This window comes from Actinotignum sanguinis, from assembly GCF_030230305.1.
GTDB lineage: Bacteria > Actinomycetota > Actinomycetes > Actinomycetales > Actinomycetaceae > Actinotignum > Actinotignum sanguinis.
Window position 1 is genome coordinate 1 of record NZ_JASPCQ010000019.1, and the last position, 24,436, is coordinate 24,436.

Below are 24,436 nucleotides of genomic sequence, written 5' to 3' on the forward strand. Positions count from 1 at the left end.
GGTTTAAAAAGAAAGTGGTCGGAAACATTATCAAATGCTTCCGACCACTTCCCACGAGACTACTGATACAGCCCCGTTTCGCATGCCGCCTTCTAGACGCTACATCCGGGCTTTCTAGACGTCCACATCCGCGGGAGAATAATCCAGTAGGGGCAGTCCCTTGGTTAAAACATCACCGTAGGCGGTATCGGGATTGAGATCGCGCAGATCCTCAATGAGCATCGCCTCCAAGCTGCGCACTGGCAAAGCAACCTCCTGGGGAGCTCGGCCCGGGCGGAGCATGATGCCGTGGTCATTGCCCGGGGTGCGATGCAGGCTGAGAGCTGCGCCGTCGTCCAAGAATAGTTCCACGCCGGTAATCGGAGCACCCTCCTGCGGCTCTATCTCCACCGGGACATCTAGGCGCAGGCGCAGCCACGCGGCGAGTAAGAAAAGCGAGGAGCGGTGCGGGCGCCCCCAGACCTTCGCGCCGGTAACGGTTCGGCTCGGGAATTCGTCCACCATGGAGGCGATGTAATTGCGCCACAGGGTAGTGCCGGCCCAGCCCAGATCAGTATCCCCGGGAACATAATTAGCGGAAAGGTGCTGAAGGGCCAGGGCTGGGTGATCTGCGGTGCGGGTGGTGGTAATACGGCGCTGCGCGATGCGTCCGGCCGCGGTAGCCGCGGGGTTTTCCGGCATATTTTGAATCCACCACGTCACCACCGGGGTATCGGGGAGCAGCAGTGGAGTGACCAAGGTATCCACGTTCTCCGCGGCGCCCCCGTGCGCGCGCAAAATAACGATCTCGGAAGCGCCGGCTTCCGATCCGGTACGGATTTCCGCATCGAGCCGCGCGGTTTCGCCAGCCACCGGCAGCACTGCGATAATCCGGGAAGGGTGCGCGCGGGACGCTCCAGCTGCGGCCTCAAGCGCATCACGCACCCCACCCTCGGTATGCGCCACGATAATGAGCGTGAGGACCCTCCCGAGGGCTCCTACCCCAGAAGTTCCGCGCAATTGATCAAGCTGCTGGCCCACCTGGGCAGACGTGGTATCGGCAATATGGTTAATCATGAAGTTTCCTCGGATCTTTGTCAGGCACGGAACAGGTGCGGCTAGGGGCGGCGCCAGGCATGGCCGTGGGCGGCGAGCATGGCATCGGCACCGGCCGGACCCCAAGACCCAGGCGCGTACGTTTCCAGGGACTCCGGGTGGGCATCCCAATAGTTTTCCACCTGGTCGATAATCCGCCAGGACTCCTCAACTTCCCGGGTTTGCGGGAAAAGCGGCGGATCTCCCAGCAGCACGTCAAGAATGAGACGTTCATAAGCTTCCGGGGTGTACTCGGTAAAAGCGTGACCGTAGGCGAAGTCCATAGTGACGTCGCGCAGCCGCATTTCCGAGCCGGGCACCTTGGAACCAAATTTAAAGGTGATGCCTTCATTGGGTTGCACCCGGATAACCAGGGTGTTTTGCCCTAGCCCGGCCACATCTGGGAAGGGGAGGAAAGGCGGATTACGGAAGACCACCGCAATTTCTGACACGCGCCGCCCGAGTCGCTTACCGGTTCTCAGGTAGAAAGGCACTCCCGACCAGCGCCGCGTCTCAATTCCCAGGGCGATTGCCCCGTAAGTATCGGTCACGGAGTCGGCTGGGATACCGTTCTCTTCCCGGTAACCGCGCACCCACTGGCCGCCCTGCCATCCGCTCGAATACTGTGCCCGCACCGACGCTTCGGCCGGGCTCCCGAACAGATGGGTAGCCTCGAGGACTTTCTCCTTTTCCGCGCGCAGGGCATCGGCGTGGAACGAGGTCGGCTCCTCCATCGCGGTGAGGGCCAGCAGCTGGAGCAGGTGGTTTTGAATCACGTCGCGAGTGGCTCCGATACCGTCGTAATATCCGGCGCGCGAGCCAATCCCAATATCCTCCGCCATGGTGATTTGCACGTGGTCCACGTGGGAAGAATTCCACAGCGGCTCATACAGTTCGTTGGCGAAACGCAGCGCGAGGATATTCTGCACGGTTTCTTTACCGAGATAGTGGTCGATGCGGAAAACCGAATCGTGGGGGAATACCCCGCTGACCGAAGCATTGAGTTCGCGCGCGGAGGCCATATCGTGCCCGAACGGTTTTTCGATAACCACGCGGCGCCAGCTGCCCGGCGCCCCGCGATTGAGTCCCGCGGTAGCGAGGCCCTGGGTCACCACCGGGAAAAGGCTAGGCGGAATGGAAAGATAAAAAGCAAAATTACCGCCGGTACCGCGGGTGGCATCCACATCCGCCATGGTCGCCCCGAGAGCGCGATAGAGCTCCGGGTCGTTGTACTGGCCTTCGACCATCCGCAACCCGTCAAGAATCTGGGCCAGAGTGGTGGAGATAACCGGGGTTTGGGCGCCTTGACGGATGGCCGCTTCGACGCTGCGGGCCGCGTCTACGGGACGGCGCGCCACTCCGATGATGGAGAACGACGGCGGCAGCAGCCCCCGATTCGCGAGGTCGTAGAGGGCAGGAAGAATTTTGCGGTTCGCCAGGTCACCGGTGATGCCAAAAAGAACGATGCCGCAGGGGCCGGCCACGCGCTGGAGGCGGCGGTCGGTGACGGCACGGAGCGGATTACCTGAAGTAGGAGCAACCATAAAATTCCTGTCGTGAAAAAGAGGGCGAGAATATGCGCCTGTCTTATGGTAGACGCTTGAGCCGTCGAGCGTAACGAAAGTCCGCTGTGGGGCAATAAGGTCGCGCGGCCGGGACATCCGACCGCGCGACCGTCACTGATATGCGCCCGCGAAAAGACACTACTGCCAGCGGGCGAGGCGCCTGCGTTTTAGGCGCGCGCCGCTTCGATAGATTCGAGAGCAGCGGAGACCACATGCTCGGCGGTCATCCCATATTCCTTCATGAGTGCACCACCGGGCCCGGACTCCCCGTAGGTATTGATACCCACGCTGCGCCCGGCATCCCCGACGTAGCCGGCCCAACCGAAGGTGGCACCGGCTTCCACCGAGACTCGTGCCTTGACGTTGGGGAGGATGACCGCATCACGGTAGGCCTGGTCCTGAGCTTCGAACCACTCCAGGCAGGGCAGCGAAATAACGCGCGCACCCACTCCCTGCTCCGCGAGGCTCTGCTGGGCGGCCACTGCCAGCTGCACTTCGGAACCGGTGGCGAGCAGCTGCACGTCAACGGTCCCGGTGGGGGAGTCTGCCAGCACGTAGCCGCCCTTGAGGACGCCTTCGGTGGAGGTCCCTTCCAGAACCGGCACGCCCTGCCGGGTAAGGATGAGGCCGGTAGGCCCGCCGTCGACCTTCTCCAATGCCCCGCGCCACGCGGCCGCGGTTTCGTTCGCATCAGCCGGCCGCACAATATTGAGGCGCGGGATGGCGCGGTAGGCCCACAGGTGTTCAATGGGCTGGTGGGTGGGGCCGTCCTCGCCCACGCCCACCGAATCATGCGTCCATACAAAAATCGAGGGGATATTCATAATGGCCGCGAGGCGGGCCGCACCGCGCATGTAATCGGAGAACACAAAGAAGGTGCCGCCGTAGGCACGGGTAAGCCCATCGAGGGTAATTCCGTTAATGATCGCGCCCATGGCGAATTCCCGGATACCGAAGTGGAGGGTGCGTCCGTAAATATCACCGGAGAACATCGTCGAAGAGCGATGCGCGGGCAGGAAGGACGGTTCCCCCTTCATCGTGGTGTTATTCGACCCCGCCAGATCGGCCGAACCGCCCCACAATTCGGGCAGCACCGGAGCGAGGGCATTGAGCACCACGCCGGAGGCCGCGCGGGTGGCGATACCCTTGGGATCCGGCTCCCAGCTCGGCAGCTTCTTTTCCCAACCCTCGGGGAATTTCTTTGCGCGGATACGATCGTACAGCGCGGCCTCTTCCGGATGGGAAGCACGCCACGCTTCGAAACGCGCATCCCAATCCTTACGGGCCGCGGCCGCCCGCGCCGCCGCATTCTTGCGGGTATGGGCGAGCACGTCATCTTCCAGCGGGAAGTCAATATCCGGATCGAAGCCCAGGATTTCCTTGGTGGCGCGAATTTCCTCCACTCCCAGGGCAGAACCGTGCGAGGCACCGGTATTCTGCTTGGTGGGCGCCGGCCAGGCAATAATGGTGGAGAGCTTAATAATGGAAGGCTTATCGGTCACCTGCTGAGCAGCCAGAATCGCATCGTAGAGCGCCTGGACATCCTCCTGGTAGGAACCATCCTCCTTAATCCAATTCACGTGCTGGGTGTGCCATCCGTAGGCTTCGTAGCGGGCCAGCACATCTTCACTGAAAGCAATGGAGGTATTGTCTTCAATGGAAATGCGGTTGTCATCGTAAATGAGAATAAGATTTCCGAGCTCCTGGGTGCCGGCCAGCGAGCAGGCTTCACTGGTCACGCCTTCCTGGAGGCAGCCGTCACCGGCGATAACGTACACAAAATGATCGAATACGGACTCACCGAGCGGGGTATCCCGGTCAAAAAGCCCGTGGGCGCGCCGAGAGGCCATCGCGAATCCCACCGCGGAGGCCAGGCCCTGCCCCAGCGGCCCGGTGGTCATCTCCACACCGTTGGTATAGCCGTATTCGGGATGGCCGGGAGTCTTGGAGTGGAGGGTACGCAGCGCCTTAATATCATCGAGTTCGAGGCCGTAGCCGGCTAGCAAAAGCTGATTGTATTGGGTAAGGGAGGAATGCCCGGCCGAGAGAATGAAACGGTCACGACCCACCCACGCAGAATCCGCCGGATCGTGGTTCATGACCCGCTGGTAGAGCAAATATGCCGCCGGAGCCAGGGACATGGCCGTTCCAGGATGCCCATTCCCGGTTTTTTGCACCGCATCTGCGGCTAGCAGCCGAGTCGTGTCCACGGCGCGCTGATCGAGCTGCGACCATTCGAGCTTCGCCATTGAATTCTCCTAACGTAAGGTTGTGGTTACATGAGATGTGCCACGCACTAGTCTACTGGTCGAGCGGGCTTCGCGCGCCCGAAGCGCATCTGCGTTCGCGCCCGGCGCGAGCGTGACCGCGCACCCGCGAAGGAGAAGAGATGGCTGAGCCCGGTACCCCGCAGTTGCAACGCGCGGTCGCGCAGTTCCTCGCCCATATCAGCGTCGAACGTGCATTATCGCGCAATACCGTAGCGGCGTACCGGCGGGATTTGCGTAAATATCTTGCGCATCTGGAGGCCCGCGGGGTCACCAGCCCGGGTGACGTACGTGACGAGGACGTCGCTTCGTTTTCGGAAACGCTACGCGGCATGGCCCCGGCTTCTATTGCGCGGGCCGTGACCGCGGTGCGGGCTTTTCATACCTTTTTGTACGACGACGGCGCCACCGCGGCCAATCCCGCCACCCGGGTACGTCCCCCGAAACTTCCCGCGCGCCTGCCCGAAGCTCTCACTATCGCCGAAGTAACCGCCATGATTGAGGCGGCCGGCGCCACCCCGCCGCCCCTGGGCCTGCGTGACCGGGCCCTCCTGGAAGTCCTTTATGGAACCGGCGCACGCATTTCCGAAGCCCTCGGGCTTACCGCAGATGATATTGATACGGATACCTCCACCGTGCGGCTCTTCGGTAAGGGCCGTAAGGAACGGGTGGTGCCGCTGGGGAGCTACGCCCTGGAGGCGCTGGATGCCTACACCACCCGGGCCCGCCCGGAGCTTGCCGCGCGCGGGGAGGGTGTGGCCAAGCTCTTCCTCAATACCCGCGGGCGGGCTCTCTCACGCCAAAGTGCCTGGCTCATTATTCGCCAGGCGGCCGAACGGGCAGGTATTACCGCGCATGTCTCTCCGCATTCGCTGCGGCATTCTTTTGCCACCCACCTTCTCCAGGGCGGTGCGGATGTGCGGGTGGTGCAGGAATTACTCGGACATTCCTCGGTGACCACCACCCAGATTTATACCCAGGTTTCCCGCGATGTCCTCAAGGAGGTGTATGCCACCTCGCACCCGCGGGCGCTGCGCAGTGAGTAGAAAGGCGAGGAGGCGCGGCGTCGTCGTTCTACGCTCAGCGCCAGAAATGGCACCGCAAGTCCTCCGAGTTTAGGTACCCTAGAGATGTGACCGAACAGAACGCGCTTTTTGAAACTGAGAACGTGGATTTCCCCGAACCGGAGCCCTTGCAGGAACACGGCCCGGCGCGCATTATTGCGATGTCCAACCAAAAGGGTGGGGTGGGTAAAACAACGACGTCGATTAACCTCGCCGCCGCGCTGGCCGGATACGGCCGGCGTGTTCTCATTGTGGATTTCGATCCGCAGGGCGCTGCCTCTGCCGGTCTGGGTATTAATGCTCGCGCGCTGGATCGTACTATTTATAACGAACTTATTGCCGCGAAACCGGATGTGCGGGGGATCATTCAGCATTCGAAAGTTGAGGGTCTGGATGTAGTTCCGGCTAATATTGACCTCTCCGCTGCCGAAATTGTGCTTATTAACGAAGTGGCGCGCGAGCAGGCTCTCAGCCGGGTGCTGCGCCCGGTTCTCGATGACTATGACGTCATTATTATTGACTGCCAGCCTTCCCTGGGTCTCCTCACTGTTAATGCACTCACGGCCGCGCACGGCGTTATTATCCCGCTGGAGGCAGAATATTTTGCCATGCGCGGGGTAGCACTGCTGACCGAACAGATTGGCCGGGTTCAGGATCGCCTTAATCCGCGGCTCACCATTGACGGGGTGCTTCTCACCATGGTGGATATGCGTACCCTCCACTCGCGTGATGTGATGCGTTCGGTACACGAAGGATTCGGAGATAAGGTCTACCACACGTATATTTCCCGCACCGTGAAATTCCCCGATGCCTCGGTGGCCGGGGAACCCATTACCCAGTACGCACCTTCGCACCCGGGTGCGGTAGCCTATCGGAAGTTGGCGCGCGAAGTGATTGCCCGCGGCCAAAGTGCCTAAACAGGACTGGGCGTGACCACTCTCTTTGACGTCTCCTCCGATTTCGACGTTGACCTCGACGTATATTCGGGGCCGTTTTCGGTGCTTCTCAGCATGATTTCCAAGAAAAACTTGGATATTACCGAGGTGGCTCTGGCGGAAGTGACGGATGAGTTCATCGCCTGGATTCGGTCCCGGCCAGAGGTCGATCTGTCCACCACCTCAGAGTTTTTGGTGGTGGCCGCCACCCTCCTCGATATGAAACTAGCGCGCTTGCTGCCGCGCCACGAAAGCGAAGAAGAGGATTGGGAGCTCCTAGAACAGCGCGATCTCCTCTTCGCCAAACTGCTCCAATACCGGGCTTTTAAAGAGGTGGCTCGTGATTTCGGGGCGCGCCTGGCGGAAACCGGGCGGCGGGTGGGCCGCGATGTTCCCCTCGAGGAGATGTACGCGAAGGCGCTACCGGAAGTTCGCCTTCCGCTCGGGGTGATGGATCTGGCACTCCTGGCGGCTCGTGCTTTTACCCGCGATACTTCAGAACCGGTGGTCCAGCTGCAACATTTGCACTCTCCGGTTGTTCCGGTCGCTAGCCAGGTGGCCTATCTGGAAGAACGTTTCCGGGCGGGGGATTCCTTTACCTTCGCGCAGCTCTGCGCCGATGCCCCCTCGGTGCAGATGGTGGTGGCCCGGTTCTTGGCGGTCTTGGAATTGCTGCGCCGGGGCGCGATTGCCGCCGAGCAAGATGAACCGCTGGGCACGCTGGTGCTGCGCCCCACCCCGGACGATGATCGCGGCGCTGCGGGGGAGGGCGACGTCGCCGCCGAATACGGCGAAGTGGAGCCGCGCGCGTGATAAACCCAAGCCGCGCGGTGCCTGCTGGAGGCGCGCCACTGCGCCGCGCAGCGACTAGACTGGGCCTATAGGCTCGCATTGCCGGCGCGCCGCGCCGAATCCGGAGGAATAAAGGAGAATCTGTGGCCGATCTTTGCCCCGCCACCGCACTCGAGGCGGTGCTTTTCGTGGCGGCCACCCCGGTTCCCCTAGCCACCCTTGCCGAAGCGGTGGGTCTGAGCGAAGCGGAGACCCGCACCGAGCTAGAAAATCTCGCGCGGGAATATCGCAACGGGCGCCCGCGCGGATTCGAGCTGCGCGAGGCCGGGGGAGGGTGGCGTTTCTACACCAATCCGCTGGTATCGGACGTTGTTCTTGCCCACGTCACCCGGGGGCAATCGGGTAAACTATCCACGCCGGCTCTGGAAACGCTGGCGGTGATCGCCTACCGGCAGCCTGTTACCCGTGCGCAGATAGCGGCGATTCGCGGTGTGAACGTTGATGGAGTTGTGCGGACGCTCGCAACCCGCGGCCTTATTGCCGAAGCGGGTACTACGCCGTCCACCGGTGCGGTTCTGTATGCGACCACCCCGTATTTCCTTGAAGCCATGGGCATGAACTCCCTGGATGACCTGCCGCCCCTGGCGCCCTACCTGCCCGAAGCAACCGACCTTGAAGATGTGGAAAGAGAAATAAGATGAGAGAACGCTTGCAAAAGATCCTGGCCCACGCGGGGGTGGGCTCCCGGCGCGCCTGCGAAGCGCTCATTGCTGAGGGGCGGGTGGCCGTCAACGGCGCCGTCGTTACCGAAATGGGAACACGCGCGGATGCCGAGCGTGACACCATCCACGTGGATGGCATGCCCATTGCGGTAAAACCCGATTTGCTGACCGTCGCGCTTTATAAGCCGCCGGGGGTTGTATCCACCATGGATGATGATATGGGCCGCCCGAGCCTCGCCCAGTACGTAGAGAAATACGAGCAACGGCTCTACCACGTTGGGCGCCTAGACGAAGATACCGAGGGTCTGATTCTGCTCTCGAACGACGGCGAGCTCACCCACCGGCTCACCCACCCCTCCTATGAGGTTCCGAAAACCTACGTGGCGCGGGTGGAAGGCCAGGTGACGCGGGGCCTCGCGCGGGTGCTGGAAAAGGGCATCACCCTGGAGGACGGCCCCATCCGGGTGGATAAATTCGTACTGCGGGAATCGCAGCCGCGCAATTCCATCGTCGAACTCACCTTGCATTCGGGTCGCAATCGGATTGTGCGCCGCATCATGGACGAAGTGGGGCACCCGGTTATGGAACTGGTGCGCACCCGTTTCGCCACTATTGACGCCGGGAGGCTGCGGCCCGGGAAAAGCCGGGTTATTGCGGGAAGTGAGCTCTCGGCCCTCATGCATTCGGTAGGGATGTGATGCACGCCGGTCCGGTCCTTATTATCGGTTCGGGGTTGCTGGGCGCTTCCCTCGGGCTGCGGCTGCGGCTGCGCGATATTCCGGTGTACCTGGAGGATGCTTCCCCGCTCGCGGCGGCCCTTGCCCGTGATCTGGGTGCGGGGGAGGAACCGCCCGAAGATGCCTGGGAGCCGAGCCTCGTGGTGGTTGCGGTTCCCCCGGATGTCACGGCGCAGGTTGTGAGCGCGGCCCTGGAACGCTTCCCGGCCGCGCTCGTTACCGATGTTGCTTCCGTCAAGGCCGCGGTGGAAGATCGCCTCGCGGCGCATCCCCAGCGAGCCCGCTACGTGGGCTGCCATCCCATGGCCGGCCGGGAACGTTCCGGGGCGATCGCCGCGGACGCCGATCTTTTTGAGGGCCGCCCGTGGGTAATATGCCCGCGCCCGGAGACCCGCGAGGAAGATATTGCGCGCTTGCGCACCCTGGCTTTAGATTGCGGGGCCATGCCGATTCTGGTGGAGGCAAGCGCGCACGACCGCGCCGTCGCCCTTGTCAGTCACGTTCCGCAACTGGTGTCCTCCCTGCTGGCGGGTACGTTGAACGACGCCGCAGCTACCGAGCTGAGCCTCGCAGGCCAAGGCTTACGCGATATGACCCGGCTGGCCCATTCGGATCCGCAATTGTGGACGGCGATTATCGCCTGTAATTGCGCGGCGGTAGCTCCGGTACTCCGCGATATTGCCGAGCGCACCGCGCATTTGGCAACCGCGCTCGAAGAAGCCGCGGGGGCGGCGCAGGCTCCCGGGCTGGCCCGGGCAGTTGCCGCGGTGGTGGCTGCAGGTGGACGCGGGGTCGCGCGTATTCCCGGCAAACACGGGGGAGCTCCCCAGCGCTATACCGATGTAACCGTCCTGGTTCCGGACCGCCCGGGTGAATTGGGCCGCCTCTTCACCGAGGTGGGTGAGATCGGGGTCAATATTGAAGATTTTTCGCTCGAACATTCCGTGGCCCAAAAAGTAGGGCGGGCGCGGCTATCCGTATCGCCGGCCGCCGCCCGGGATCTCACCGCGGCACTGGCCGCGCGCCGGTGGCAGGCTTTTATTGAAGGAGGAGAGCATGAGTGAGATGAGCACAGCGGGCGCCCCGCGCCCCGAAACCGCGGGCTATCCCATCGCTATTGACGGGCCCTCCGGCTCGGGTAAATCGACCGTTTCCCGCCAGGTCGCCCGAGAGCTAGGACTGTGCTATCTCGATACCGGGGCAATGTACCGGGCAGCCGCGTGGGCCGCGCAGCGCGCCGGAGTCGAACTCACCGACCAGCCTGCCGTGACAGCCGTGGTGCGGGCAATGAAACTCGAGATGCCGCTCGATCCTGATAACCAGGTGATGATCTGCGAAGGGGAAGATATCACCTCCGCTATCCGCGCTCCGGAGCTGTCCCGGGTGGTTTCTCGGGTAGCCGTGAACCTGGATGTACGCGCCGAGCTCATTGCCCGGCAGCGGGCCATTATTGCGGCCCACCCGCGCATTGTGGTGGAGGGGCGCGATATCACTAGCGTCGTCGCCCCGGATGCTCCCACAAAAATTCTTCTCACCGCATCGGAAGCAACACGTTTGGCACGGCGAGCCCGCGAGGTGCGCGGAAGCGCGGCGCCCGATGCCCTGGCCGCGACCCGCGCGGAAGTGAGCGAACGGGATGCACAGGACTCGACGGTCGCCTCTTTCCTGGAAGATCGCGATGGAGTCGTTACAATTGATTCTTCTCAGATGAGTATTGCGGACGTGGTGGCCGCGGTGCGGGCGCTGGCACAGGGCTCTCGAAAGGAACAGGAATGACTGAGGAATACCGCGATATGAGCGCGGAGGGGACCACCCCGGACGACGCCGAACGCGTACTCCGGGCCGGTCTGGATGCCTACGATCTGGACGAGGCCGATCTGGCGCTCCTGGCCGGTGCAGAACCCGAGGAACAGGCGGCGAACCGTGCACTACCCGTGGTAGCGGTGATAGGGCGCCCAAATGTGGGGAAGTCCTCCCTGGTGAATCGCATTGTTGGCAAACGAGTGGCCGTGGTGCAGGACGTTCCGGGCGTGACCCGTGACCGGGTCTCTTACGAAGCCGAGTGGGCGGATCGCCGTTTCCTCCTCATGGATACCGGCGGATGGGAACGTGATGTTGCAGGTCTTGATCGCGACGTCGCGCTGCAGGCCGAAATTGCTATTGAGCAGGCCGATGCTGTGATCTTCGTCGTGGATGCCACCGTGGGCATGACGGATACCGATGAAGCCCTGGTGCGGGTGTTGCGGCGTTCGCGCAAGCCCGTGATTGTGGCGGCCAATAAGGTAGATTCGCCCCAGCAGGAACCGGATGCTGCTTACCTGTGGTCCTTGGGGCTAGGGGAGCCGTATCCCGTTTCCGCGCTGCACGGGCGCGGTTCGGGCGATCTTCTTGACGTGGTTATCGGCGCGCTTCCTGCCGAACGTGAGGTGCCGGCACGTCCCGCGCGCCGCGGCCCGCGCCGGGTCGCGATTGTGGGGCGCCCGAATGTAGGGAAGTCATCCCTGCTCAACCAGTTAGCTGGGGAAACCCGCGCCGTGGTGAGTGATATTGCCGGCACCACTCGCGATCCGGTTGACGAAGTCATTGAGCTGGACGGTACCCCGTGGACTTTTGTGGATACCGCGGGGATTCGCCGGCGGGTCCACCAAACTCGCGGTGCGGATTATTACGCGAATCTGCGCACTCAGCGTGCGCTGGCGGAAGCGGAGCTGGCCCTGGCCCTCATTGATGCTTCCGAGCCGCTCACCGAGCAGGATATTCGCGTGATTCAGCAGGTCATTGATGCGGGGCGTGCCCTGGTAATTGTGTGCAATAAATGGGACGAGGTGGATGAGGAACGCCGCTTCGAACTTGACCGCGAATTCGAGCGGGAGCTGGTGCAGATCCAGTGGGCCGCGCGGGTCAATCTCTCGGCGAAAACCGGGTGGCATACCAACCGGCTCTCCAATGCCATGACCACCGCACTGCGATCCTGGGATCAGCGTATTCCCACCGGCAAACTCAATGCTTTCCTCAGCGAATTGGCGGCCGCGCACCCGCATCCGGTGCGCGGGGGCAAGCAGCCGCGTATCCTGTACGGCACCCAGGCATCCACCCGGCCGCCGCGCTTCGTGCTTTTCGCCACCGGCTTTATCGAGGCCGGTTACCGGCGTTTCCTGGAGAACCGCTTGCGCGATACTTTCGGTTTCGAAGGTTCCCCGCTCCAGATTTCGGTTCGGGTGCGCGAACGGCGCAAGAAGTAGCGGGGTGGCACGACGGCGCAGCTGCCAGCGGCGTCGTACTTCCACCATTGGCAGGGGCCGCGGCAGGAAACCTCCCACCGCGGTCCCTCCCCACGGCGCTCCGGCTAGCGCGCAGAGCGCGGCAGCAGCACTTCCGGAACACTCACGCCGGTGGAACCGGCAATAGCGGTGATTTCCTCCGCGATACCGTATGCCACCGCCTCGCGGGTAGCCGCTCCCAGGCGTTCGGCGGGCGCGGTGACGGAGACCGCCACCCGCTCGCCGTTTTTCAGATCGACCGGAACCGCCACGCACGCGATCCCGGCTTCGTTTTCTTCCACTTCCATACCCCAGCCGTAGCGGTGCACGTGCTCAATGCACTCTTCGATGGTGGCCCGGGTGGGCGGATTATCGGTAGGAACGCTCAGGTACCAGTCGATTTCCGCGCCGGTCACGTTATTCGCGCCCAGGAGGGCACGCCCGAGGGCGGTGGTGACCGCCGGGGCGTTACGCCCGATAAAGGACACCACCCGGATGGGCCGATCCGGCTCTACCTTATCCAGGTAGGTCACCACCTGGCCGGAGAGCTTACCCAGGTGCACGAGCTCGTTATAGCGGTGGCAAATAGCCACTAAAGCCGGGTGGAGTTGGTCAACCACGAATTGGGTGCGGGTGGTGTAGCGAATAATCGGATCTACGCCGTCCCCGAGGAAGTAGTAGCCGTTATCAGGATCCTGATCCACCCAATTCCGGTAGCGCAGCGAGCGCAGGGTGTGGTGAACGGTGGCCTTATTTGACTCTACCGCGGCTGCAATATCGGAGAGTGGGGCACCTTCCGGTCCGCGGCGTGCTAAAAACTCGACAACGAGCAACGCGCGATCAATGGAGGAGAGCGGAGCGCGCTCCTCATGGGAAGTACCGGACACCTCAAGCTCCTTTACTCTACGAGGGTGTAACTGCAGGCCGGGAAAATTATACCGCGCGATTTCAATATGTGAAACATTGAAGCGGGTGCGTCAGGCAGTCAGTGTTGAATAAGAAAAGGCCCGGAATCCGAATAGTTCACACGTTATGAAGGGGTGCCGTCGGGGGTGAAAATGGGGTACAATCATTTCATACGTACGAACGGGCGTTTCACGTAAAGAAACATGCGGGTGCGGGGGTGCCCGGCCGGTTCGTCGTCGTATAAAGGAATACTGGGTGGTGGCATCGGGAGCGGTGTTCACTCACCGGGTGACCTCACGGCAGGAACGCGGCGCATGCCGGCGCTCCTGCGGGGCGGCCGCCGGTGGATCGCACGTGGAGCCGTCCCGATCCAACTATCAAAGGTGATGTATATGAAACTCAATCTCAGCTCGCTCTCCCACGCGAGTGATTACGAAGCAGCCGGTATTCAAGTTCCGGCTTTTGATGTGGCCGCTACGCAGGAACGTGCGCGCACCAACCCGCGCTGGGTGCATATCGGCCCGGGTAATATTTTCCGGATTTTCTTAGCCCGCATCGCGGATGACATGCTGGCGGACGGCAAGTACTGGCCGATTACCGGTGTGGTTCCCATGGATCCCGCTGAAATGGAAAAGCAGCTCGAAGCTTTTGATCTGCTGACCCTCGGCGTCATTCTTTCCGGGGACAAGCGCGATACCCGCGTTATCGCGGGTCTGGCCGATGGCCTGGCCACCCGCCGCGATGGCGATTTTGATCGGCTCGTCTCCATTTTCACCAAGCCGGAGATGACCACGGTAACCCTCACCATTACCGAAAAGGGCTATGTTATTCAGGATTCCCAGGGTGAGCTTTCCGAAGCCACCCGCGCGGATATCGCCTCCGATCCGTACGCTAACCATGCGAACACCATGGCGCTGCTGGCCGGGCTCCTCGCACATCGCTACCAGGCAGGCGGCGCCCCCATTAACTTCATCTCCGCGGATAACTTCTCCCACAACGGCGATAAGCTGCGCGATTCGGTGCTGCAGATCGCCCGCGGGTGGGTGGAGCGTGGCGCGCTCAGCCAGGACTTCCTGGACTGGGTCAGCGATGACACCAAGGTTGCTTTCCCCATTTCCGTGATCGATAAGATCACCCCGCGCCCCTCCGAAGAAGTTTCGGAATACCTCACCGGGCTCGGCTTCACCGATATGGGTATTGACCACCTCGGGCGCACTCCGATCGCCGGGTTCGTCAATGCTGAACCTACCGAATACCTCATTATCGAAGATAAGTTCGCGGCCGAACGCCCGCCCTTTGAGGACTACGGCGTGTACATCACCGATCGTGAAACCTGCGATAAGTTCGAGCGGATGAAGGTCACCACCTGCCTCAACCCGCTCCACACCGCGCTGGCAGTGTCCGGTACGGTCATGCGCTTCCCGACCATCGATTCGGAAATGCGCGATCCCGATTTGGCGAAGATGGTCAATATCCTCGCCTATGATGAAGCGATGCCGGTAGTAACCGATCCGGGAATTATCGATCCGAAGGACTTCGTGCGCGAAGTCCTCGAGGAACGTTTCCCCAATAGCGCGCTGCCGGACAATCCGGCCCGTATCGCCATGGATACCTCGCAGAAGATTCCGATTCGTTTCGGTGTCACGCTGCAGGAATACCAGCGCCGCGGTCTGGATATGGACAAGCTGCGCGTGATCCCGCTCGTTTTCGCGGTGTGGGCACGGTATCTGCTCGGCATCGCGGACGACGGCGAAGAATTCGCGCCGTCATCCGATCCGCTGCTGGAGGAACTCCAGGGGCACCTCAAGGGAATTAAGCTCGGCGATAGCGTTGACGCTCACGCCGTGCTCAAGCCCATTCTGTCCAATGCCAATATCTTCGGCCTCGACCTGTATACCACTCCGCTGGCGGAGAAGGTCGAAGCCCTGTTTACCAAGCTCATTGCCGGTCCCGGCGCTGTGCGTGCCACTATTCACGAGGAGATCAACTAATGAAAATGACATTCCGCTGGTACGGCGAAGGTCACGACCCCATTCCGCTGCAGTACATCAAGCAGATTCCGGGCGTGTCCGGAATTATGGGCACCCTGTCCTACAAGGCGGCCGGGGAGAACTGGGAAAAGGACGAAATTAAGGTTCTTATTGACCAGGTTCACGAAGCCGGGCTCGAATGCGAGATCATCGAATCCGTGAACGTCCACGAGGACATCAAGCTCGGGCTGCCCAGCCGTGACGAATACATCAAGAACTACTGCACCACGCTGGAAAACCTCGCGGAATTCGGCGTCAAGGTAGTTGTGTACAACTTCATGCCGGTCTTTGACTGGCTGCGCACTGAGCTCGCTCACGTGAACGAGGACGGCTCCACCTGCCTGTACTACGATCACTCTGAGATCGAGGGTATGACCCCGCAGGATATCGTCAATAAGACAGCCGAAGAATCCGGCGGCCTGACCCTGCCCGGGTGGGAACCCGAACGCCTGGCTAAGCTGGACGAAGTCATGGCGCTCTACCAGAACATGACGGTGGAAAAGCTGCGCGAAAACTGGAAGTACTTCCTGGACGGCATCATCCCCACGTGTGAAAAGGTCGGCATCAAGATGGCCTGCCATCCGGACGATCCGGCTTGGGACCTCTTCGGTATTCCGCGCGCTTACAAGAGCCTGGATGACATCAAGGAAATCCTGGCCCTCAATGATTCCCCGATGCACTCTCTGTGCGTGTGCATCGGCTCGCTTGGCTCCAACCCGTCCAATAACGTCGCTGAGATCCTGCGCTACGTGGGCGAGCGCGGCCGTATTGCCGCCTCCCACCTGCGTAACGTCAAGTACCTGGGCGAAAAGACGTTCAAGGAAGCGGCCCACTGGTCCGCGGACGGCGACCTCGATATGCAGGCCGCGGTGGAAGCCATTTACGATACCTGCCCCGATATTTACGTGCGTCCCGATCACGGCCGCATGATTTGGGGCGAAGAAGGCCGCCCCGGCTACCCGCTGTATGACCGGGCACTGGGCACCCAGTACCTCCTCGGGCTGTGGGACGGCATCGACAAGATGAAGAAGGCGGCAAAGTAGTGTCTCAGCAACTTCCAGATGTTCGTCCGTTCCTGGAAACCCACCCCATCGTTCCCGTTGTGGTGATCGACGACGCCGCGCAGGCGCCCGACGCCGCCCGCGCCCTGGTGGCCGGCGGTATCCACTGCGCCGAAGTGACGTTCCGTACCGCTGCCGGTGGGGAAGCCATTAAGGCGATGCGCGATGTTGAGGGAATGACGGTTGGTGCCGGAACGGTGCTTACCCGGGCCCAAGCGGAAACCGCCGCGGACCTGGGCGCGAAGTTCTTCGTATCTCCGGGCTGGAGCGCCGGCGTGGCCGACGTTGCTGCCGAACGCCAGATCCCGTATCTTCCCGGCGTGCAAACCGCCACGGAAATCATGATGGCTTTGGAATACGGTGCCACCGCGGTGAAGTTCTTCCCCGGTGGGGAAGCGGGCGGGCTGCCCATGGTTAAGGCCCTGCGCGGTCCCTTCCCGAATACCTACTTCGTACCCTCGGGCGGCGTGAAGCTCGCGAATATGGCCGAATGGCTCTCCGATCCGGCAATCCTGTCCGTATCGGGTTCGTGGATGATCAAACGCGATCTCATTTCCTCCGGGAACTTCGCGGAGATCACCCGCCTGTCCCAAGAAGCATCCGATCTAGCTAAGGAGATTCGCAAGTGAGCGACGCCCTGACGATTAAATCCGCCGAGGAAACCACCTACGATATTGTCTCCCTGGGTGAAGTGATGCTTCGCCTGGATCCGGGTGCCGGCCGTATCCGCACCACGCGCCAGTTCGCCGCCTCAGAAGGCGGCGGGGAATACAACGTGGCTCGCGGCCTGCGGCGCGCTTTCCAGAAGCGCGGCGCGATCCTGACCTCTCTGGTGCGCAATGAAGTGGGCCTGCTGCTCGAGGATCTTATCCTCACCGGTGGCCTGGACACCCGTTTCATTCATTGGGTCGACGACGACGGCATCGGCCAGTCGGCTCGTAACGGACTCAATTTCACCGAACGCGGTTTCGGGGTGCGGGGAGCGGTCGGGTGTTCCGACCGGGCTCACACTGCGATTTCACAGCTCAAGCCGGAGGATATCGATCTCGATTACCTCTTTGGTGAACTAGGAGTGCGCTGGCTGCACACCGGGGGCATTTACGCGGCCCTTTCGGAGCAGGCTTCGGAAACTGCGCTGGCGGTTATCAAGAAGGCCAAGGAATACGGCACTGTCGTCTCCTATGACCTCAACTACCGTCCCTCCCTGTGGAATCTGCACGGGGGCAAGGCCCGCGCGCAGGAGGTCAATAAGTCCCTGGCACCCTTCGTGGATGTCATGATCGGTAACGAAGAGGACTTCACCGCCTGCCTCGGCCTGGAAATCGAAGGCGCCAACGAAAACCTCGATAACCTCCAGGTGGAGTCCTTCCACAAGATGATCGAGAAGGCTGCGGAAACCTTCCCGAACTTCAAGGCCATCGGTACCACGATGCGCCAGGTGCGTTCGGCAACCATCAACGACTGGGGCGCGGTGGCGTGGAAGCGCGACCAGGGCTTCGTGCAAGCTACCCAGCGTGATGGCTTGGAGATCTTCGACCGCGTGGGCGGGGGAGACTCCTTCGCTTCCGGGCTCATCTTCGGGCTCATGGAATACGGTGACGCCCAGAAGGCCGTGGAACTCGGGGCCGCACACGGCGCCCTCGCCATGACCACTCCGGGTGATACCACCATGGCCACCCGCGCCGAGGTGGAGAACCTCGCCCGCGGCGGCTCGGCACGTGTCAAGCGCTAAATAAATCCGCACAGTGTGCTTAGCGCGCACCGCGCAATGAGTGGGGAGCAGATCCGGGCATCCGGATCTGCTCCCCACTGCGTTGGCGCGTTTTTCTTAGCTGACCTGGGCGGTGAATTCGGCGCGAGTTCGCCCGGTGTATTGGATTGCGATCCGATCTTCCGGGCGGGCATCAACGAGGTAAATAACGACCAAGAATATCCATTCCAGAGGCTTCATGGCGATCCACACGATGTCAGCTGCCAGACGGGTGCGAATGAGGCGCGAGAGCGGAAAACCGTAGCGATTATAGAATCTGCGGATCACCCGATGCAGCCTTGGGGTCTTTTCTTCCAGGACCTGTTCGAAAGCGTTAGCGATAAGAAGCTGGCGATTCACGGTGATGCGATGCCCGCCGCGCACCCCGTCGCGGAGGGGTTTGACCACGGCCGGGTGCCCGCCGGCGGCCACGGTACATAGATAGTGCTCATCGTAGAAAGTGTTGGGCGGTGATACCCGCTCGGAAAGCGTCCAGTCACTTGTTTCCGTGAAGGCTTTGATAGCAGCGTCTGGTTCCTGGCCGAAGAGCACCGTGATAAGGAGGAATATCCCCAATACAGGTATCAAACCGAGCAGGGCGAGAAGCGGCCAGTTTCTGGCTTGCGACAAAACCTTTTCCAGGTAGGCGAGTACGCCTGCTCCGTCCGCGCGTGCTTCCTCGGCGTCCTGGGACGTGTGGGTGTGAAATTCGTGGATTTTCGCAATGATTGTTTTCGCGGATATCAACATCACCACCGTGACCGGCAGTAAAAGGATGAGGCTCTCCGGTCCGGCGGGCCGGAATGTTTGAATAGTCCACACAATAACAATGGCGTTGCCAAGATAGATGCACGAGAAGCAGAGAACCGTGAGAAGCGGCGGAATCTCGTGCAGCGGCTTGAGCCGCACGTAAAGAAAAGCCAGCGCGCATACCAGGCACAGCAGCGCTAAAAATGGCTGAAAATCAGTGTGGATCGGCGTATGCGTCTGGTCATTGACGAGCTGCTCCGCCCAATCGGCATAAAAGACCACGCTGTGTTTTATCGAGATAGCGGCCACATGGAAGCTGAGCGCTAGGAAGATAGTCCAGACATCATGCACTGCCTCCAGGAGCGACAGCGGCTTGCCCCGTATCGCCGTGATGAGCGCAATCACCTGGTAACAGGTGAGGATAACCGGATACGTGGTTACCCAGGGCAGGAGCGTAAGGAAGAATAAAAGTAAAACTAACCCTTCAGCATCCCACCACGAAGCGTGTGGGTTAATCTGCCCCGTGCATGCCGAATAAATAATGAGTCCGGGAACGGCAATGAGATAAGCGAGGGCAAGCTGCGCGAAGTAGGGGTGCCTGCGCAAGAAACTGCGTTTGCGCACCTCAGACATCTGGATCCTCCTCAGCAGTCTTTGCTCACCTCCAGCGGCAACAAGCCGTCACCCCAGATTCTAGATCGCCAACAAGCCGATGTAGGTGAGGGTGCCGGCGGCCAGGGAGACAAGCATGCGGCGCCCGGAAAGCTCGTGGGCCAGGATCGTGACGGCACTGGCCACTCCCACGCGTAGTAGCGATGCGGCAGATATGGGAAGCACTTCGCTGCGGACCATAGCCAGCGCCAAAATCACCAGCACCCCCACCGGGAGCCAAACTGACAGCGCTCGCACCAGGCGCGAACGGCGCAGCGGGTGGAGAATAAAGAAAGGAACGCCGCGCAGGCACAGCATGAGAGCCAAAGAACCCAGCAGGACGGCCAGGAGATAGGCGGTCATAAAAGACCTCTATTCTCCCCAGGTGCGCCGCCGTCATAAGAAGCGGCGTCGTCGTTCTTCTTGAAACGGGCACGTACCACGAAACGCACCACTAAGAAAAGCGCGAAGAAACTCATCGCAACCGGAAGGAGCGCGCTCGGCGCACACAGCTGCGCCAAGAGAAACGCGAGGCCGGCACCGAGCACGCCGGGAATGTCGCGGCGGGCGTGGAAAGCATCCAGGGCGAGAACGATGAAGAGGGCGACGAGCGCAAAATTGACGCCTCGAATCTGGCCGGGGAGGAGCCCACCAATCGCCACTCCCAGCAGTCCGCCGCCCACCCAGCAAGCCTGGAGTACGGCTTGGAGAGAGATGAGCCGGCCTTGGTTCCACACGCCCGGATGCGACGTGGTGATGGCGTAAGTTTTGTCGGTAAGCGAATAGACGCAATACATGCGCGCGAGGGGATGCCGGAGCTGCGCGATGGGGTACGAAAACGCGTAGAAAACGTGGCGCACGTTCACGAAGAAGATGGTGAGAAGAATCGTGAGGACCGGGGCCTGGGCACTGATAAGGGCGACGGCGAGCAGCTCGGCCGAGCCGGAATAGATAAAGAAAGACAGCGCGGGAGCGAGCCACCACGGTTGACCGTACTGAATGACGAGAAGTCCGAAGGCCATGCCCAAAGGAATCATTCCCAGGCCGGCACCCGCGGCCATCTGTGCTCCAAAACGCACATCTGATACGTGGGAAGGCATGGGCTCTATTGTGGCACTCCCGGGGGAGTGGAGGGTGAAGTTTCCACCATGCGGAGCACGGGGCGCGAAGAGAGTTACTATGGTTCACGTCCCGTTGTTTTAGGTGAAGGAGCCTCCATGACCGTCGTTAAAATCAATGCTATTTCTGTTCCGGAAGGCGCTGCCGAGCATTTCGAGGCTCGTTTTGCGGCTCGCGAAGGTGCGGTGGACCAGCGGCCCGGTTTCCGTTCTTTCCGGCTGCTGCACCCTTTGGAAGGAAGTGACCGCTACCTGGTGGTCACCGAATGGGAATCCGACGAGGATTTCACCGCGTGGCGTAGTGACCCGGCCGCGCATCCGCGCAAGATGGAGGAGGCCCGGCAAGCGCCCGGTAATGCGGACCTGGGGGCTCAGCTTCTCGAGTTTGAGGTAGTCGAGCTTCCCGAAGTTGAGCACGGAAACACCCCGCCGGCGTCTTTCGTTTCTATCGTGGCGCTATCGTTCCTTCCCGGGATGGAAAAAGTTATCGAGCAACGCTTCGCGGCCCGCAAGGCAGCCGTGGATGCGGCGCCCGGTTTCTCCTTCTTCCAGCTGTGGCGGCCGGTGCGCGGGGTGGAGGAGTACTACGTGGTTACCGGCTGGGATGCCCAGGATTCTTATGATGCCTGGGCCGAGGCCCGGGAGCGCGCCCCGCACAATACCGCCGACCAGCCTAAGAATCGGGGCTTGGATGTGACACTGCACGGGTACGCGGTGGTGCAGCAGAGTGTTAAGCGGTAGTTGCAGGATGATGGACTGAGGTGCGGCCCGAGGTGAGGCTGCGGAAACGCGAGCCATCGTTGCGAATCCGTTCGTCACGAATTTGTTACGTAATCACGCCGATCTCGCGCCCCGGTCGCGGAACATTAGCCGATATGCGGGGAGAAATAAAGACAAAGATTATAAGTTATTCTGATTGAGAAGTGAATGACATTACGTGCTCTGTCGCTTTGATCACTTAAGGTGGCGTGGCTAGTGTGGTGCCTAGAGAGTGCTGTGCTGCGCCTTCGACGGCTCTGCCACCACGGCTGACACCACCAGGCCGGCACCCATGGCGCTTTCCGCCAAGTTTTAAGGATCAACTCATGACAGAACATATAACTACGCCCGGAGGGGCAACTCCCGAGCGCGATTACCCTGAAGCCACGACGGCGCACACGCGCGTGGATCGTGAACGAGTTACCGCCCGTCCGGTAGATGCCCGGGTGGCTTCGGCCGGGCAGTACTCGGCCGAGGATGCCAAGCCTGGGTGGCGCTCCACTTTCCTAGGCGCTGATACCCCGGGCCGGGCCACCAATATGTCCTGGGGTTCCGTTTTCGCCGGTGTTGCCGTTGCTATTGCCACCCTGGTGGTCTTCAGCTTCCTCGGTGCAGCGATCGGCCTGGGCACTTTCGATCCGGCCTCCAGCAATCCCGGTGAAGGTTTCGGCTTCGGCATGGGACTGTGGGCGGTGTGCTCCATTGTGATCGCCCTAGGTTTTGGCGGTTACGTGACGGGCGCGCTGGCCGTTAAAGGCGGACTGCTGCACGGCCTGACCACCTGGGCCACCACAATTATTGTGGCCACCGTTGCGGTGTGGCTGGGTATTTCCGCCGCGCTGGGAGCTGTTGGTTCGGCCATCGGCTCGGTGGGTAACGCCGCGGGTAGCGCGGTAGGCGGGGTGGCGCAGGCCTCCGGGAACGCTGTGTCGGAGGCAGCCAGCGCTATTTCCGATAACCTCGATGTTCAGTGGGATAGCGTAGAGGCCCAAACGGAGAAGATTCTTGCCGATACCGGTGAGGAAACACTCCAGCCTGATTACCTGCGCGGTCAGGTGGACGGCGCCACGGATGATATTAGTGCTGCGGCCAAGGACCTGGTGGTCCATCCGGAGAATTACGAGACGATTCTTTCCAATCTGGGCGATTCGCTCCAGAAGCGGGTTGATTCCGTGACGAAGGATATTGACCGCGATGCGGTAGCGAAGTCCGTGGCAGCCAATACGGATCTGAATGAGGATGAAGCCCGCAAGGCCGTGGACAACGCGGTGGAAGCGTACAACCAGGCGCAGGTCAAGGCTGAACAAGCTCTTAATAACGCGGAAAAGACTCTCCAGGATGTGCAGGCTCAAGCCAAGGAACTGGTTGAGGAAGGCCGCGAGGTTGCTCAGGACGTGACCGATACCGGCTCCACCGTTGCTATCTGGGCTTTCGTGGGTCTGTTGCTTTCTGCGATTCTCACCGCTTTTGCGGGTGTGTGGGGCTCGCGCGCAGTGGTTGGCCGCAATGATGCCGGTGCGGTGCGCCGCGATGCGGATGCCACGCGCAGGAAGTAGCAGCTAAGCGTTAGAGCCGGCGAAGGCCGAATAACGAAAAGCATTGGGCCGGGTTAGGTACCGAAATTCAGGTACGTGACCCGGCCCGTTATTTTGCCTAGGAGTCAACGGTCAGGCGGTCAAGTTTCGGCTTATAGGACACTTGGGGGTGCGGACGGGGGTGCGAACTATTCGATGTTCCTAACTACTGGGAGACCGTGAATCTACTCGTCGAAGCTACTCAATCTAGCCTCAAAATGGCGGAGCAGCAGGTTGCGATTTCCACAAGATTGGTGGAAGCACTAGAGCAAACCCGGGTTGAGAATAAGCGTTCCAATCGATTAAACAGCTGGTTGGTTGCCTCGACATTAGTCGCCACGGTGGCGGGAGTAGCGATAAGCTTGGTCGCTCTACTGCAATAAGCAGTTCACGTGTGTTAGCTGTGACCAGTTTTGGATTAGCTGTGGCTCACCCGGTCAGGAAAAAAGGCCCGGTCATTTGTGCTTTGTAAAAACAAGAGGCCTGACCGGGGATCTATCACTGGCGAAATTACCTGAGTTTCCTGAAGAAAGCAAACTAAGGGGCGGGTACCGTGTTCTCGGTACCCGCCCGTGTACAGGTTGATTCTTGTGCGCTAGCTGGTGTCGTGTTCCAGCCCGGCAACTACAGCAAAAGGCCGCGCCTAGCGCTCCCGGTCTTCCAGATATCGGAGCAGCACTGCTTTGTAGCCGTCCAGGGCGCCAGCGGGATCCTCCGCCGCATCCTTGAGGAAGGGGATAAGATCCGGCCCTGTTTTCTCCAACAGCTCCAGACCCGCCAGATCGATGTTACGGAAAGCCATTTCCGTAACATAGTTGATAATGGTGTGTCCGTTCGCCATAAAAGCGAAAGCCACCGCTTTCTGATGCGAGAAACCGCCATCTTCCAAGGCCCGGGAGAGACCTTGGAGCTGACGCGCAAAATGCACCGTCAATTTCGGGTTGCACAGGAGTACTTCAGCCAGCCCCTCGAAATCATCCAGGGTGCGCCGCAGATTCGCATCCGCCTGGTCAATGGCTTCGTGCCAATCCGTGCCCGCCTGCACAATTGGTGTTTCATCGGCAGCACGCCGAACGACCGCATCCACAATGTCCTGACGGCCATCATAGAGGCGGTACACCGCGGGCGTAGCGACACCGATCTTGTTTGCTATATCACTCATGGTGAAGGTATAGACGCCAACTTCCTTCGCTGCGCGAATAACATCGTCAGCGTTGAAGCGTTGCTTCCTACCTACTCTTCTTGCATATGTTCGTTCCACGGTTTCAGTTTAGTGTAAAAATAAGTGCGGTGCCGCCCACAACACAGGGTTTTGCTTAATAAAGGCCACAGAAAATAAAAATGGGGCTATAGGACAAAATGTGTTGGTTACGGTTTAGTAGGTTGGGTTCCATTTAGTCCCGTTGTGTAGATCGGTCCAT

The 24,436-nt window shown here is 60.9% G+C and carries 22 protein-coding genes; 14 read left to right on the forward strand and 8 right to left on the reverse strand.

The annotated features are described in order from the left end of the window. Positions 1–114: 114 nt before the first annotated feature. From QP828_RS08000 to tkt, 3 genes are all read right to left on the reverse strand, one after another. On the reverse strand, positions 115–1,056 hold the full coding sequence (locus QP828_RS08000) for a glucose-6-phosphate dehydrogenase assembly protein OpcA (RefSeq protein ID WP_274734199.1): 942 nt from the start codon (positions 1,054–1,056) through the stop codon (positions 115–117). A 41-nt stretch (positions 1,057–1,097) separates the two neighbouring features. Beyond that, on the reverse strand, positions 1,098–2,618 hold the full coding sequence (gene zwf / locus QP828_RS08005; protein WP_274734197.1) for a glucose-6-phosphate dehydrogenase: 1,521 nt from the start codon (positions 2,616–2,618) through the stop codon (positions 1,098–1,100). A 188-nt stretch (positions 2,619–2,806) separates the two neighbouring features. Next, complete coding sequence (tkt, locus tag QP828_RS08010) at positions 2,807–4,888, reverse strand: transketolase (RefSeq protein WP_126134927.1); 2,082 nt, start codon at positions 4,886–4,888, stop codon at positions 2,807–2,809. A gap of 140 nt (positions 4,889–5,028) precedes the next feature. Between tkt and xerD the strand changes: the two genes are divergently transcribed. From xerD to der, 8 genes are all read left to right on the forward strand, one after another. Next, on the forward strand, positions 5,029–5,952 hold the full coding sequence (xerD, locus tag QP828_RS08015; RefSeq protein ID WP_274734194.1) for a site-specific tyrosine recombinase XerD: 924 nt from the start codon (positions 5,029–5,031) through the stop codon (positions 5,950–5,952). Positions 5,953–6,038: 86 nt separating this feature from the next. Continuing rightward, positions 6,039–6,887 carry a ParA family protein gene (locus QP828_RS08020; RefSeq protein ID WP_126134925.1) on the forward strand — a complete coding sequence of 283 codons (849 nt, stop codon included), beginning with the start codon at positions 6,039–6,041 and terminating at the stop codon, positions 6,885–6,887. A 12-nt stretch (positions 6,888–6,899) separates the two neighbouring features. After that, entirely contained in the window at positions 6,900–7,718 is an 819-nt protein-coding gene (locus tag QP828_RS08025; protein WP_274734192.1) for a segregation and condensation protein A, read from the forward strand. Positions 7,719–7,840: 122 nt separating this feature from the next. Next, positions 7,841–8,398, forward strand: a complete 558-nt coding sequence (scpB, locus tag QP828_RS08030) for an SMC-Scp complex subunit ScpB (RefSeq protein ID WP_126134923.1) — start codon at positions 7,841–7,843, stop codon at positions 8,396–8,398. Further along, positions 8,395–9,117, forward strand: coding sequence for a pseudouridine synthase (locus QP828_RS08035; protein WP_126134922.1), 723 nt, complete (start codon positions 8,395–8,397; stop codon positions 9,115–9,117). Before scpB ends, QP828_RS08035 begins: the two co-directional genes overlap by 4 nt. Next, complete coding sequence (locus QP828_RS08040; RefSeq protein WP_274734201.1) at positions 9,117–10,220, forward strand: prephenate dehydrogenase; 1,104 nt, start codon at positions 9,117–9,119, stop codon at positions 10,218–10,220. The genes QP828_RS08035 and QP828_RS08040 overlap by 1 nt, the downstream gene beginning before the upstream one ends. Continuing rightward, positions 10,213–10,932: a (d)CMP kinase gene (gene cmk / locus QP828_RS08045; RefSeq protein WP_274734189.1), complete on the forward strand. Its 720-nt coding sequence runs from the start codon at positions 10,213–10,215 to the stop codon at positions 10,930–10,932. Before QP828_RS08040 ends, cmk begins: the two co-directional genes overlap by 8 nt. Next, the gene (der, locus tag QP828_RS08050) at positions 10,929–12,398 is read left to right on the forward strand and encodes a ribosome biogenesis GTPase Der (RefSeq protein WP_126134919.1); all 1,470 of its coding nucleotides are present in this window, start codon (positions 10,929–10,931) and stop codon (positions 12,396–12,398) included. The genes cmk and der overlap by 4 nt, the downstream gene beginning before the upstream one ends. 104 nt (positions 12,399–12,502) lie before the next feature. Here the strand turns inward: der and QP828_RS08055 are convergent, their stop codons facing one another. Beyond that, a complete protein-coding gene (locus QP828_RS08055; protein ID WP_274734187.1) occupies positions 12,503–13,303 on the reverse strand; it encodes an IclR family transcriptional regulator in 801 nt (266 codons plus the stop codon). A gap of 411 nt (positions 13,304–13,714) precedes the next feature. Here QP828_RS08055 and QP828_RS08060 point away from each other — a divergent pair, with 411 nt between their 5' ends. The 4 genes from QP828_RS08060 to QP828_RS08075 are packed head-to-tail and all read left to right on the forward strand — an operon-like array spanning position 13,715 to position 18,145. Then, positions 13,715–15,313 carry a mannitol dehydrogenase family protein gene (locus tag QP828_RS08060; protein ID WP_126134917.1) on the forward strand — a complete coding sequence of 533 codons (1,599 nt, stop codon included), beginning with the start codon at positions 13,715–13,717 and terminating at the stop codon, positions 15,311–15,313. After that, entirely contained in the window at positions 15,313–16,395 is a 1,083-nt protein-coding gene (gene uxuA / locus QP828_RS08065) for a mannonate dehydratase (protein ID WP_016442774.1), read from the forward strand. The genes QP828_RS08060 and uxuA overlap by 1 nt, the downstream gene beginning before the upstream one ends. After that, the gene (locus tag QP828_RS08070; RefSeq protein ID WP_274734185.1) at positions 16,395–17,042 is read left to right on the forward strand and encodes a bifunctional 4-hydroxy-2-oxoglutarate aldolase/2-dehydro-3-deoxy-phosphogluconate aldolase; all 648 of its coding nucleotides are present in this window, start codon (positions 16,395–16,397) and stop codon (positions 17,040–17,042) included. The genes uxuA and QP828_RS08070 overlap by 1 nt, the downstream gene beginning before the upstream one ends. Then, entirely contained in the window at positions 17,039–18,145 is a 1,107-nt protein-coding gene (locus QP828_RS08075) for a sugar kinase (RefSeq protein WP_274734183.1), read from the forward strand. The genes QP828_RS08070 and QP828_RS08075 overlap by 4 nt, the downstream gene beginning before the upstream one ends. 96 nt (positions 18,146–18,241) lie before the next feature. Here the strand turns inward: QP828_RS08075 and QP828_RS08080 are convergent, their stop codons facing one another. From QP828_RS08080 to QP828_RS08090, 3 genes are read right to left on the reverse strand one after another with little or no spacing between them, the layout of a single operon-like run. Further along, positions 18,242–19,546, reverse strand: coding sequence for a DUF6688 domain-containing protein (locus QP828_RS08080; protein WP_284891514.1), 1,305 nt, complete (start codon positions 19,544–19,546; stop codon positions 18,242–18,244). Positions 19,547–19,606: 60 nt separating this feature from the next. Beyond that, entirely contained in the window at positions 19,607–19,927 is a 321-nt protein-coding gene (locus QP828_RS08085) for an AzlD domain-containing protein (RefSeq protein WP_274736029.1), read from the reverse strand. Then, entirely contained in the window at positions 19,924–20,664 is a 741-nt protein-coding gene (locus tag QP828_RS08090) for an AzlC family ABC transporter permease (RefSeq protein WP_284891516.1), read from the reverse strand. The genes QP828_RS08085 and QP828_RS08090 overlap by 4 nt, the downstream gene beginning before the upstream one ends. 117 nt (positions 20,665–20,781) lie before the next feature. Between QP828_RS08090 and QP828_RS08095 the strand changes: the two genes are divergently transcribed. Further along, positions 20,782–21,423: an antibiotic biosynthesis monooxygenase family protein gene (locus QP828_RS08095; protein ID WP_274734175.1), complete on the forward strand. Its 642-nt coding sequence runs from the start codon at positions 20,782–20,784 to the stop codon at positions 21,421–21,423. Positions 21,424–21,767: 344 nt separating this feature from the next. Further along, complete coding sequence (locus tag QP828_RS08100; protein WP_274734173.1) at positions 21,768–22,997, forward strand: hypothetical protein; 1,230 nt, start codon at positions 21,768–21,770, stop codon at positions 22,995–22,997. 661 nt (positions 22,998–23,658) lie between these two features. Here the strand turns inward: QP828_RS08100 and QP828_RS08105 are convergent. Beyond that, positions 23,659–24,276, reverse strand: a complete 618-nt coding sequence (locus tag QP828_RS08105; protein ID WP_274734171.1) for a TetR/AcrR family transcriptional regulator — start codon at positions 24,274–24,276, stop codon at positions 23,659–23,661. Positions 24,277–24,436: the final 160 nt, after the last annotated feature.

Bases quoted from the DNA above. Each gene is read 5' to 3' on its own strand.
- QP828_RS08080 (WP_284891514.1), bottom strand. From the start codon at position 19,546: ATGTCTGAGGTGCGCAAACGCAGTTTCTTGCGCAGGCACCCCTACTTC.
- cmk (WP_274734189.1), top strand. From the start codon at position 10,213: ATGAGTGAGATGAGCACAGCGGGCGCCCCGCGCCCCGAAACCGCGGGC.
- QP828_RS08000 (WP_274734199.1), bottom strand. From the start codon at position 1,056: ATGATTAACCATATTGCCGATACCACGTCTGCCCAGGTGGGCCAGCAG.
- QP828_RS08100 (WP_274734173.1), top strand. From the start codon at position 21,768: ATGACAGAACATATAACTACGCCCGGAGGGGCAACTCCCGAGCGCGAT.
- tkt (WP_126134927.1), bottom strand. From the start codon at position 4,888: ATGGCGAAGCTCGAATGGTCGCAGCTCGATCAGCGCGCCGTGGACACG.
- QP828_RS08035 (WP_126134922.1), top strand. From the start codon at position 8,395: ATGAGAGAACGCTTGCAAAAGATCCTGGCCCACGCGGGGGTGGGCTCC.
- xerD (WP_274734194.1), top strand. From the start codon at position 5,029: ATGGCTGAGCCCGGTACCCCGCAGTTGCAACGCGCGGTCGCGCAGTTC.
- QP828_RS08090 (WP_284891516.1), bottom strand. From the start codon at position 20,664: ATGCCTTCCCACGTATCAGATGTGCGTTTTGGAGCACAGATGGCCGCG.
- der (WP_126134919.1), top strand. From the start codon at position 10,929: ATGACTGAGGAATACCGCGATATGAGCGCGGAGGGGACCACCCCGGAC.
- QP828_RS08060 (WP_126134917.1), top strand. From the start codon at position 13,715: ATGAAACTCAATCTCAGCTCGCTCTCCCACGCGAGTGATTACGAAGCA.
- QP828_RS08040 (WP_274734201.1), top strand. From the start codon at position 9,117: ATGCACGCCGGTCCGGTCCTTATTATCGGTTCGGGGTTGCTGGGCGCT.
- QP828_RS08095 (WP_274734175.1), top strand. From the start codon at position 20,782: ATGACCGTCGTTAAAATCAATGCTATTTCTGTTCCGGAAGGCGCTGCC.
- QP828_RS08085 (WP_274736029.1), bottom strand. From the start codon at position 19,927: ATGACCGCCTATCTCCTGGCCGTCCTGCTGGGTTCTTTGGCTCTCATG.
- uxuA (WP_016442774.1), top strand. From the start codon at position 15,313: ATGAAAATGACATTCCGCTGGTACGGCGAAGGTCACGACCCCATTCCG.
- zwf (WP_274734197.1), bottom strand. From the start codon at position 2,618: ATGGTTGCTCCTACTTCAGGTAATCCGCTCCGTGCCGTCACCGACCGC.